6 protein-coding genes are annotated in these 11,376 nt (G+C 70.9%); 4 read left to right on the top strand and 2 right to left on the bottom strand.

Going from position 1 to position 11,376, the window contains the following annotated elements:
• From ACLEQD_RS25880 to ACLEQD_RS25870, 3 genes are all read left to right on the top strand, one after another.
• A partial coding sequence (locus tag ACLEQD_RS25880) for an SDR family NAD(P)-dependent oxidoreductase (protein WP_410387650.1) occupies nt 1-1,770 on the top strand: 1,770 nt, incomplete at its 5' end.
• A 50-nt stretch (nt 1,771-1,820) separates the two neighbouring features.
• Nucleotides 1,821-3,176, top strand: a complete 1,356-nt coding sequence (gene glyA, locus ACLEQD_RS25875; protein ID WP_410387649.1) for a serine hydroxymethyltransferase — start codon at nt 1,821-1,823, stop codon at nt 3,174-3,176.
• A 164-nt stretch (nt 3,177-3,340) separates the two neighbouring features.
• Nucleotides 3,341-7,915: an amino acid adenylation domain-containing protein gene (locus tag ACLEQD_RS25870; RefSeq protein ID WP_410387648.1), complete on the top strand. Its 4,575-nt coding sequence runs from the start codon at nt 3,341-3,343 to the stop codon at nt 7,913-7,915.
• 29 nt (nt 7,916-7,944) lie between these two features.
• On the opposite strand, the gene ACLEQD_RS25865 is transcribed toward ACLEQD_RS25870, so the two are convergent.
• Nucleotides 7,945-8,697, bottom strand: coding sequence for a VOC family protein (locus ACLEQD_RS25865; protein ID WP_410387647.1), 753 nt, complete (start codon nt 8,695-8,697; stop codon nt 7,945-7,947).
• Nucleotides 8,698-8,865: 168 nt separating this feature from the next.
• Between ACLEQD_RS25865 and trxA the strand changes: the two genes are divergently transcribed.
• The gene (gene trxA, locus ACLEQD_RS25860) at nt 8,866-9,207 is read left to right on the top strand and encodes a thioredoxin (protein ID WP_410387646.1); all 342 of its coding nucleotides are present in this window, start codon (nt 8,866-8,868) and stop codon (nt 9,205-9,207) included.
• A 76-nt stretch (nt 9,208-9,283) separates the two neighbouring features.
• On the opposite strand, the gene ACLEQD_RS25855 is transcribed toward trxA, so the two are convergent.
• The coding region (locus ACLEQD_RS25855) for a KR domain-containing protein (RefSeq protein ID WP_410387645.1) at nt 9,284-11,376 on the bottom strand (2,093 nt) is incomplete at its 5' end.

Below are 11,376 nucleotides of genomic sequence, written 5' to 3'. Positions count from 1 at the left end.
CGCCTCGAAGCGCTCGGTCACTCCGTCGTCTCCGTCTCCATGGGCGCGGAGTACCGACGCGAGGGCAGTCACGGGTTCGTCATCGATCCGCGCAACCGCGCGGACTACGCGCGGCTCCTGGGTGAGCTGAGCGCCGGCCAATCCGCACCGGACCTCATCCTCCACGGTTGGGGACTCACGCGTCCGGACGCCGACGTTCTCCAGCGGGACCTGGACCTCGGCTTCTACAGCCTCCTGTTCCTCACCCAGGCGCTCGGGAGCCAGCACCTCTCGGAGTCGCTGCGCATCGTGGCGCTGTCGAATGGGACGCAGGAGGTCACCGGCCATGAGCCGCTGAACGCCGCGAAGGCGGCCGTCCTGGGCCTCTGCGGCGTGATTCCCCAGGAGCACCAGAACCTCACCTGCCGGAGCATCGACTTGGAGCTCCCCACGGATGCGGCGGGCACGGCCACGTTCGCGGCCCGGCTCGTGAAGGAAGTGCTCGCCGACGTGAAGGACGCGGAGGTCGCCTACCGCGGCAGCCACCGCTGGGTGCGGACCTTCGAGCAGGTTCCCTCGCGTCCCTCCGCCGAAGCCGCCCTCCCGCTCCGGCAGCGCGGCACCTACCTCATCACCGGCGGGCTCGGGAAGATCGGCCTCGAGCTTGCGCGACACCTGGCGCGCACCGTCCAGGCCCGGCTGGTGCTCCTCGGCAGGACCGGCGTGCCGGCCCGTGAGGAGGCGAGCACGGCGGACGCGCCGACCCGCGAGCGGCTCCGTGCACTCGACGAACTGGAGGCCCTGGGCGCCGAGGTCCTGGTGCTCCGCGCGGACGTGGCGGACGCGGGGCAGATGTCCGCGGCGCTCGACGCGGCCACCGCCCGCTTCGGGCCCCTCCATGGCGTCATCCACGCGGCGGGCACGACGGGCGACCGGGCCGTCCGCCTCATCGACGAGGCCGTGCCCACCGACTGTGACTGGCACTTCGATCCCAAGGTGCGGGGCCTCCAGGTGCTGGCCTCGCTGCTGGAGGGACGCGAGCTCGACTTCTGCATCCTGTGCTCGTCGCTGGCGTCGGTCCTGGGTGGACTCGGCTACGCCGCGTACGCGTCCGCCAACCGGTTCATGGACGTCTTCGCCCAGGCGCACGGCCGGACCTCCACCTTTCCCTGGATCTCATTGAACTGGGAGGGCTGGCGGACGGACGCGCCGCCTGCGCGGGACAACGCGCTCGGCGCGACACTCCAGGAGCTGACCGTCACTTCCTCCGAAGGCGTGAAGGCCTTCGAGCACCTCCTGTCCCTGGAGCCCGTCGCCCAGGTGCTCATGTCCACGGGCTCGTTCCAGGCCCGGCTCGACCGGTGGACGCGGTTCCAGGAGGACGGCGCGGTCCCGGGCGGCACCGCCTCCCGCGCGAACCTCGCGCACGCCCGTCCGCAGCTGCGCACCGAGTACGTCGCGCCCCGCGGCGAACTGGAACAGACCATCGCGGACCTGTGGCAGACGCTGCTCGGGCTCGACCGGGTCGGCATCCACGACAACTTCTTCGAGCTGGGTGGGCACTCGCTGCTGGCCACCCAGCTCACCACCCGGCTGAAGGCCACCTTCAAGGTGGAGCTTCCGCTGCGCCGCCTGCTGGCGAGCCCCACCGTCGCCAGCATCGCGGACGTCGTCCTCGAGGCGCAGGCCGAACAGGTGGATGACGACACCCTGGCCCGGATGCTCGCCGACATCGAAGCGATGTCCAGCGAGGACGCCGCAGGCCTGCTGGCCGAAAGCGAGGCCTCATGAACGCCGTGACACCGCTCCTTCCCCATCCATCCCAACGAGAGGAATCTCCCGTGAACAAGAACGTCCTTTCGGAGCTCATGCGCAGCGGGACCGAGCTCCTCGCCGAGGAAGACCCCGCGCTCTTCGCGCTGCTCGAAGGTGAGTACGAGCGTCAGCAGGACACGCTCGTGATGGTCGCCTCGTGCAGCATCGCCGATCCGTCGGTGCTCGCGTGCCAGGGCTCGGTGGCGGTCAACGTGACCGCCGAGGGCTACCCGGGCAAGCGCTACCACGCCGGCTGCGAGCGCATCGACGGCATCGAGCAGCTGGCCATCGACCGGGCCAAGGCCGCTTTCGGGGCGCAGTACGCGAACACGCAGCCGCACTCGGCCACGTCCGCCAACTACATCGTCATGTCGCACCTGCTGTCGCCGGGCGACACCATCCTGGGCATGGGCCTGCGCGCGGGCGGCCACCTGACGCACGGGTCCAAGGTCTCCATGTCCGGGCAGTACTTCCGCTCCGTCCACTACGGCGTCGATGAGAACGGCTTCATCGACTACGAGCAGGCCGCGCGGATGGCGCGGGAGTTCAAGCCCCGGCTCATCATCTGCGGCGCCACCGCGTACTCGCGCGTCGTCGACTTCCGCCGGTTCCGGGAGATCGCCGACGAGGTGAACGCCTACCTGCTGGCGGACATCTCGCACATCGCCGGGCTGGTCATCACCGGGCTCCACCCGAACCCCATCGACCACGCCCACTTCACCACCACGTGCACGCACAAGCAGCTCTACGGGCCGCGCGGCGGGCTCATCCTGCTGGGGCGCGACCATGAGGCGATGGGCCCGGACGGCAAGCACACGCTGACCGACCTGATGCGCCGCGCGGTGTTCCCCTACTTCCAGGGCGCGCCCATCATCAACGCCATGGCGGCCAAGGCCCGGGCCCTGGCCGTCGCCGTCACCCCCGGGTTCAAGGCCACCGCGGAGCGCATCGTCGAGGACGCGCGCGCGCTGGCGCAGGCGCTCCAGGAGCGCGGCTACCGCATCATCTCCGGCGGCACGGACAACCACATCGTGCTCGTGGACGTCGCGGCGCGGGGCCTCACCGGAATCCTGGCGGAGCAGGCGCTGGAGGCCTGCGGCATCATCGTCAACAAGAACTCCATCCCGGGCGACAAGAACCCGGCGGAGATCGCCAGCGGCGTGCGGCTGGGCACCAACACGCTGGCGGGCCGAGGCTACGGCCCGCGCGAGATGGAGCTGTGCGCCGACCTCTTCCACCGCGTCCTCTCCGGCATCGAGGTGCTGGGGCCGCGCGAGTACAGCCTCAACCCCACCCTCCAGGCCGGCGTCCGCGCGGAGGTCCGCGCCCTGTCCCGGCGCTTCCCCCTTCCCCGCTACGCGGCCGTCCACCCCGAGCCGTAGGCGTCACTCCCTCCCGAGCACGACGGACCTCTCCATGAGCGACCTCTCCAAGCGACTCGCCGCCCTTCCTCCCGAGAAGCGCGCCCTGCTGTCACGGCAGCTCAAGAACCAGACCGGGTCCCCCCCGGGGCCCGGCCGTTCCCCGGCGCCCCCCGAACGTGGCCGTGCCGCTCTCCTTCGCCCAGCAGCGGCTCTGGTTCCTGGACCAGCTGGAGCCCGACAGCCCGCTCTACAACGTCCCCACCAACGTGCGCCTCACGGGGAAGCTGGACGCGGAGGTGCTGCGACGCAGCCTGAATGAGATCGTCCGCCGGCACGAGGTCCTCCGCACGACCTTCGCGCCCCAGTCCCAGGACGGGCGCGCCGAGCAGGTCATCGCGCCGGCGCTGTCGCTGGCGCTGCCGGTGGTGGACCTCCAGAACCTGCCCCGCGCCGAACAGGACGCGGCGGTGGAGCGGCACGCGCTCGCGGAGGCACGGCACGTGTTCGCCTTGCAGAAGGGGCCCCTGGTCCGCGCGACGCTGCTGCGCCTGGCGGAGCGGGAGCACGTGCTGCTCCTGAACATGCACCACATCATCTCCGACGGCTGGTCCATGGGCGTGATGCTCCAGGAGATGGGCACGCTCTACGCGAGCCTCGCCGCGGGCCGCGCTTCGGTCCTGCCGGAGCTGCCCGTGCAGTACGCGGACTACTCCGTGTGGCAGCGCGAGTGGCTGAGCGGTGAGGAGTACGCGAAGCAGGCCGCGTACTGGAAGGCGCGGCTTTCTGGCGGCCTGCCGGTGCTGGAGCTGCCCACGGACAGGCCCCGCCCGGCGGTCCAGTCCTTCCGCGGCGCGCACCACCTCTTCGTCCTGGACGCGCCCCTCACGGCGGCGCTCAAGGACGTGAGCCGTCAGGAGGGCGTCACGCTCTTCATGACGATGCTGGCCGCCTTCAAGCTGCTGCTCCACCGCTACAACGGCCAGGTGGACCTGCTCGTGGGCACGCCCATCGCCAACCGCACCCAGCCGGAGCTGGAGGGCCTCATCGGCTACTTCGCCAACACGCTGGTGCTCCGCACGGACCTCGACGGCGACCCGACCTTCCGCGCGTTCCTGAAGCAGGTCGAGGACGTGTGCCTGGGCGCGTACGCACACCAGGACCTCCCCTTCGATCAGCTGGTGGAGCTCATCCAGCCGGAGCGGAGCCTGAGCCACATGCCGCTGTTCCAGGTCATGTTCGTGTTCCGCAATGACCCGTCGAAGCCGCTGGCGCTGCCGGAGCTGACGATGGCGCCCATGGAGGTGGAGAGCGGGACGTCGAAGTTCGACCTGACGCTCTATCTCATGGAGGTGGAGGGGCGGCTCCAGGTGTCCCTGGAGTACAGCACCGACCTCTTCGACGCGGCGACCATCCATCGCATGGAGGGGCACTTCCGCACGCTCCTCGCAAGCCTGGCCGCGGATCCCGGCCAGCGCCTGTCGCGCGTGCCGCTGCTCACCGCGCCCGAGCAGCAGCAGCTCCTGCGGGACTGGAACGCCACGGACCTGACGTTCCCGGAGCGCTCGTGCCTGCATGAGCTGTTCGAGGCGTGGGTGGACCGGGCGCCGGACGCCGTCGCCGCCGTGTGCGGCGAGGAGGCGCTGACGTACCGGGAGCTCAACCGGCGCGCGAACCAGCTGGCCCACCGCCTGCGCGCGCTCGGCGTGGGGCCCAACGTCAAGGTGGGCATCTGCGTGCGGCGCTCGCTGGACGCCGTGGTGGGCCTGATGGGCATCGTGAAGGCGGGTGGCGCCTACATGCCGCTGGATCCCGCCTACCCGAAGGAGCGCCTCCAGTTCATGCTCGAGGACGTCCAGGCGCCGGTGCTGCTCACGCAGTCGCCGCTGCTGGAGCGGCTGCCCGCGCAGCGCTCGCGGGTGCTTTGCCTGGACACGGACTGGGCGGAGATCGCCCGGGAGCCGGACACGAACCCGGCCCACGTGGCGACGCCGGAGGACCTCGTCTACGTCATCTACACGTCGGGCTCCACGGGCAACCCCAAGGGGGTGATGCTGGACCACCGGGGCCGGGTGAACAACTTCACCGACTTCAACCGCCGCTTCCAGGTGGGCCCCGGGGACGCCGTGCTGGCCCTGTCCTCGCTGAGCTTCGACATGTCCGCGTACGACGTCTTCGGGACGCTGGCCGCGGGCTCCACCATCGTGCTGCCCGTCGCGGCGCTCGAGCGCGACCCGGCCCACTGGGCACAGCTCATGGTCCAGCACCGCGTCTCCGTCTGGCACTCCGTGCCCGCGCTGCTGGAGATGCTCCTGGCCGGCGTGGGCACCGACGGCGAGCGCGTCCCCCGCTGGCTGCGCCTGGTGCTCCTGGGTGGCGACTGGATCCCGGTCTCGCTGCCGGACCGGCTCAAGGCGGTGGTCGCGGGCGCGCAGGTCATCAGCCTGGGCGGCGCCACGGAGATCTCCATGGACTCCACCCTCTACGACGTCGTGGAGACCGATCCCGCGTGGAAGAGCATCCCCTACGGGATGCCCATGACGAACCAGCTCTGCTACGTGCTGGACGCGCAGCTGCAGCCGGTGCCCATCGGCGTGCCGGGGGAGCTGCACCTGGGCGGCGTGGGGGTGGCCTGGGGCTACCTGAACCGGCCGGAGCTGACGGCCACGAAGTTCATCCCGCACCCGTTCAGCACGCGCCCCGGCGGGCGGCTCTACAAGACGGGAGACCTCGCCCGCTACCGCCCGGATGGCAACCTGGAGCTGCTGGGCCGCATCGACAACCAGGTGAAGATCAACGGGCTGCGCATCGAGCTGGGAGAGATTGAAGCCGCCCTGCGCAAGCTCCCCGGCGTCGACGAGGTCATCGTCGTCGCCCGGGCCGAGGGCTCGGGCCCCAAGCGATTGGTGGCCTACGTCGTGCCCGATGCGGGCCAGACGCTGACGGCGGAGGACGTGAGGGCCGCCCTCAAGGCCCGGATCCCTGAGTACATGGTGCCCACGGCCTACGTCTTCCTGGAGGCCCTGCCGCTGACGCCCAACGGCAAGGTGGACCGGCGCAACCTCCCCGCCCCCCAGCTGATCCGCCAGGACGCGCAGCCGGTGGTGGCGCCGCGCACGCCCGAGGAGAAGGTGCTGGCGGGCATCTGGAGCGCGCTGCTGGGAGTCGAGCAGCTCAGCGTGCACGACAACTTCTTCAGCCTGGGCGGCGACTCGGTGCTGGGCGTGCAGCTGGTCGCGCGGGCGCGGCAGGCGGGGCTCCACCTCACCCCGAAGCAGCTCTTCCAGCACCAGACGCTCGCCGCGCTGGCGGAGGTGGTGGAGCCCGTCGCCGCGCGGCCCGCGGAGGAGGCCTCGGGGCCCCGGCTCACGGCCCGGCAGCAGCAGGTCGCGGACCGGATGCGCGTGGAGGACGCCAGCATCGAGGCGCTGTACCCCGTCTCCCCCATGCAGCGGAACATGCTGATGCGGGAGCGGGGGCCGCATGCCCCAGGGCTCTACGTCGTCCACGCCAGCATGCAGCTCCCGGGTGACCTCCACGTGGAGCGCTTCCGGGAGGCCTGGCAGCGCGTGCTGGCGCACCACCCGGTCCTCCGGACGGGCTTCGTCTGGGAGGGACTGGACGAACCGTTGCAGGTGGTGCGCCGCGCGGTGGACGTGCCGCTCGAGGCCCATGACTGGCGGCACCTGTCCCTGGATGCGCAGCGGGAGCAGCTGGCGGCGCTCCTGCTGGCGGACCGGCGGCGCGGGTTCGAGCTGTCACAGGCGCCGCTGATGCGGCTGCTGCTCATCCACGTGGACGCGAGCACGTACTACTTCACCTGGAGCAACCACCACGCGCTGCTGGATGGCTGGTCCCGGGCCATCGTGCTGAAGGACGTGTTCCTCACCTACCGGGCGCTCCTGGCCAACGAGGCCCCGCCGCTCCAGGCGCGGCGCTCCTATGCGGACTACATCGGGTGGATCCAGCAGAAGGACGCCGCCGCGTCCGAGCAGTTCTGGCGGCAGCAGCTGAGCGGTTTCTCGGGTCCGGAGCCCCTGGTCCTCGGGCCCGCCCCTGCCCCGCTGGCCCTTCAGGAGGACCGGTTCGACAAGCAGAGCCTGACGCTGTCCGCGGCCACCACCGCGGCGCTCCAGGCGATGGGCCGACAGCACCAGCTCACGGTGAACACGGTGGTCCAGGGCGCCTGGGTCCTCCTGCAGCACCACCATGGGCAGGGCGGGAAGGACGTCGTCATCGGCGTGACCTCCTCGGGCCGGCCCACGGACATGGCCGACGTGGAGACGGTCGTCGGGCTGTGCATGAACACACTGCCCCTGCGCATCCAGGTGGACCCTGGCACGCTGCTCGTGCCCTGGCTGAAGGAGCTGCAGACCCGTCAGGTCGATGCGCGCCAGCACGAGTACACGCCCCTGCCGCGCATCCAGCAGCTCGCGGGCATGTCTCCGGACACCGTCCCCTTCGAGAGCATCATCGTGTTCGAGAACTACCCGGTGGATCCGGCGCTGCTCGAGGTCGGGAAGGGCTGGGTGGGCAAGCATCCGCTCGCCCGGGAGAACTACGACGTCGCGCAGACGGAGTTCCCGCTGCGCGTCGAGGTCATCCCCGGCGCGGAGCTACAGCTGGTCCTCTCCTACTACCGGAGCCGTCACGGCGCGGAGGCCATCACCCGGCTGCTGGAGGAGTTCAAGGCCCTGCTGGAAGGCATGGTCGCTGGACCGGAGCAGCCCCTCCGCTCACTGGTCCAGCGCCACCTGTAGCGCTGTTTCCTTCGCCCGGACCCGCGCGCTCAGTCCGGACGCGCGGGCTCCAGGAGCCCGAACTCCACGCCGGTCGGATCCGTCAGCACCGCGAGGCTCCCGCCCGCGGGGCCTTCCCTGCGTGGGACCAGGACCTTCGCGCCCAGGCGCACGGCGTGCTCCCGCGTGGCGTCCAGGTTGTCCACCCGGACGTGCGTGCGCCAGTGCTGCCTTGCGTCCGGGGATTCCTCCGCGCTGGCGACCTGGCCTGCCGGGGTGCTGTCCGCCGCGAAGAGGGTGCCGCCGTCCGCCGCGGACTGCAGCCTCCAGCCGAAGACCTTTCCGTAGAACTCCTTCGCCCGGGCCACCTCGGGGGTGATCAGCGTCTCCCAGCAGAAGGCTCCTACCTCCGCCTTCGGCGGCACCGGGGTCCCCGGAGGGCTCTTCACCGCAGCGAGCATCGCCTCCGCGTAGTCCACCACCCGCGCCACCCTGCCCAGCCCCGGCACGTCCCTGAGCCCCGGCAGCGCCCCGCCCCCGTCCGCGGAGGCGATCACCACCGAGGCGTCCACGTTGTCCACCGACACGAAGCTCACCCAGCCCGTCCCGAACCCCACCCGCTGGGCCTGTCGGATGGCCCCCAGGGGTTGCTCCGCCAGCCGGATGGTCGTCCCCGCCCCCGGGGCTGCGTCCTCGTACGTCCAACCGAAGAGGTCGGCGTAGAACGCCTTCGCCTTCTCCGGCTCCGGCGTCGTCAGCTCCCGCCACACCACGCGCCCCAAGATGGCCCTTCCCTCACGCATCTGGCCCTGCCTTTCGCTCCGTGAATGGGGTCGTCTTCCACTCTCCGACACTGATCCCACCGCCGGGCCGCCAAAGCCGTGCTTTTTCGCTGCGTGGCCCTTAGGTTCCGGATCAGGATGGTCGCGGCCCCTGCATGTGTCTCGGGCGTAAAGGTACCAGGAGGAAACATGGCTGGCACGGATGTACTGGATATCGGGGATTCCAATTTCAAGAAGGAAGTCTTGGAGTCAGACGTTCCCGTGCTCGTGGACTTCACGGCCGCCTGGTGCGCTCCCTGCCGGGCCATTGCTCCCGCCGTCGCGGAGCTGGCGACCCGCTACAAGGGCCAGATGAAGATCGCCAAGCTCGACGTCGACGCCAACCAGGACACGTCGCAGGAGTACGGCATCCGTTCGCTGCCGACCCTGCTGGTGTTCAAGGGCGGCAAGGTCGTGGAGCAGATCGTCGGCGCGGTGCCCAAGAGCCGCCTCGAAGGCGCCATCGCGAAGATCCTGTCGCCGCAGCCGTGACCCCTGGGAGCCACGGGCTCCCTGAACTCAAGGCTCCATCGCCCGCGTGTTCCGGACGATGGAGCCTTTGTCTTTTCTAGCGGTCCTGGAGCGCGGGCGTTCCCAGCACCTGTCCCAGCGCCGCGTCCAGCTCCGCTCCGGACAGGCCCTCCACGTAGGCGCGGATGCGCTCCAGGTCGCCCTCCGGCGTGTCGCCCGGCGGGGGCGGCAGGGCCGGGCTCGGCAGGGAGACTTCAGGCGGCTTCGCCTGGACGGGCGCGGGCTCCGGGGCTTCTTCCTGGAACAGGGTGCGCACCCGCTCCGCGTGCTCCGTCATGAAGTACGTGGCCAGCATGTCGAGCGTCATGTTCTCGAAGAGCAGCGTGGCCGGCAGCTTCCCGAAGTCCTTCTCCAGCTGCTTGATGACCGACAGGTTCACCAGCGAGTCCACGCCATAGGTCTCGAAGGTCGCCTGCGGATCGAAGCGCTCGGGCGCGATCTTCAGGAGCGTGGAGAACACGGTGGTGACGTGGGCCAGCGTCTTCGCGCGCAGGTCCAGGACCGGCGTGGGGGCCTGCTTCCGCTTCGCGGGGACGGGCTTGTCCCGGCGGGTGGGCTCGGGCGCGGTGGCCGGCTGGGCGGCGTGCACCGCCTGCCCCGTGCTCCGGGCGATCACCACGTCCTGCCCTGCCCCCGTGGCGTGCGGGACGAAGGCGGCCTTCGCGAAGCCCGCCTGGCCCAGCAGCGCGGTCCACCCGGCGCCGTCGAGCAAGGGCGAGTGCTCGATGCGGCCCTCGCCCTCCTCGTAGAGCCACCAGCCCTGCGTCATGCCGAAGACGAGCGTCGTGAAGTCCCACACGCGGGTGAGCTCGTTGATGACGACCAGTCCTCCCGCGCGGAGCATGCGCTGGATGTGGCCCAGCGTGCGGCCCATGCTCCGGGTCGCGTGCAGCACGTTGGTGGCGAGCACCAGGTCCACGCTCCCGGGCTCGATGCCCTGCGCGCTGGGGTCCGCTTCGATGTTCAGGACCTTCGGCTCCAGGAAGGCGTGCGCCGTGCCGTACTTCTCCGCTCCGTACCGGACGAACCCCGCCGAGACGTCCGTGTAGACGTAGCGCACGTGCTGCCCCAGTTCCTGGAGCGCGGTCAGGACGTGCTCGCTGGTGCCTCCGGTTCCGGCTCCCACTTCGAGGATCCGGACGACGCTCGCCGGGGCTTCCGCCACCCGGGCCCGCACGTACGCGCGGATCGCGTTCGCCACCAGGCCGTTGAAGAAGTCCGCGATGGGGTTGCCCTTGTAGACGCGCTCGACCTTCTCCATGGACCCCTGCGGGAAGAGCACCGCCGTGGCCTCGCGGCGGCCGGTCAGCACGTCCGGGTAGGCGTCCAGGCAGAGGGCCAGCAGGGAGATGAGGTGGCCCAGGTCGGGATGCGCGGCGAGCAGCCGCTGCTTCCACGTCTCCAGCCCGCTCGCGTCGGGAGCCTGGGAGGCTTCCGGCCTCACGTGGATGCGGGTGCCCTGGCGTTTGACGTAGCCGCCCCGCTCCAGCACGCCCATCAGCGCCTGCCAGAGGCGGGAGTGCTCCTCCACCACGCCGGCCTTGCGGGCCTGCTCATGGAGGTCCCATTCCTCGCCCGCGGAGCCCACGGCGCCCAGGCGCTTCAGCGCGCCCAGCAGCACCGCCCGGCCCCACTGTTCGACGTCGGCGTAGGCCGTGGCCGCGCCGCGCAGGTCCGACTCCGCCCGCCGGCCCCAGGTGCTTGCCTCCTCCAGCGCTCTTGCATCGAGCCCCTTCGCGCCGGGCGTGTACACGTCCACGCTCCGGCTGAAGTCCACGCCCAGCCGCTCCAGGAGGGGCCGCGTGGCCTTGAAGAGCATGACCTGCGGCGCCGCTCCCGCGAGCACCGCCTCCATGCCGTCCATGCCCTCCGCGACCTCGATGGGCAGGATGCCTTGCTGGGCCAGCCGCTGCTGATGGTGCGCGTTGGCCACCGCGCCCACGCTGCCCCAGTAGCCCCAGTTCAGGACGAACGAGGGGAGGCCCTTCGCCTCACGCACCCACGCGCCAAACGCGTCCTGGAACGTGCTCCCCGCGGCGTAATTCGCCTGCCCCGCGTTGCCCCAGATGGACTGGCCCGAGGAGAAGAAGACCGCGCACTCCAGCGGCTCTCCCTCCAGCGCCGCGTGCA

Origin of the sequence: Corallococcus sp. 4LFB (assembly GCF_046520365.1) — a bacterium.
GTDB classification, from domain to species: domain Bacteria; phylum Myxococcota; class Myxococcia; order Myxococcales; family Myxococcaceae; genus Corallococcus; species Corallococcus caeni.
Note: the sequence above shows the minus strand (reverse complement) of the source record. Positions and strands in the feature narration are given on the sequence as shown.

Excerpts from the sequence above, each read along its gene's own strand:
- ACLEQD_RS25865 (WP_410387647.1), bottom strand. The coding sequence starts at position 8,697 with ATGCGTGAGGGAAGGGCCATCTTGGGGCGCGTGGTGTGGCGGGAGCTG.
- trxA (WP_410387646.1), top strand. The coding sequence starts at position 8,866 with ATGGCTGGCACGGATGTACTGGATATCGGGGATTCCAATTTCAAGAAG.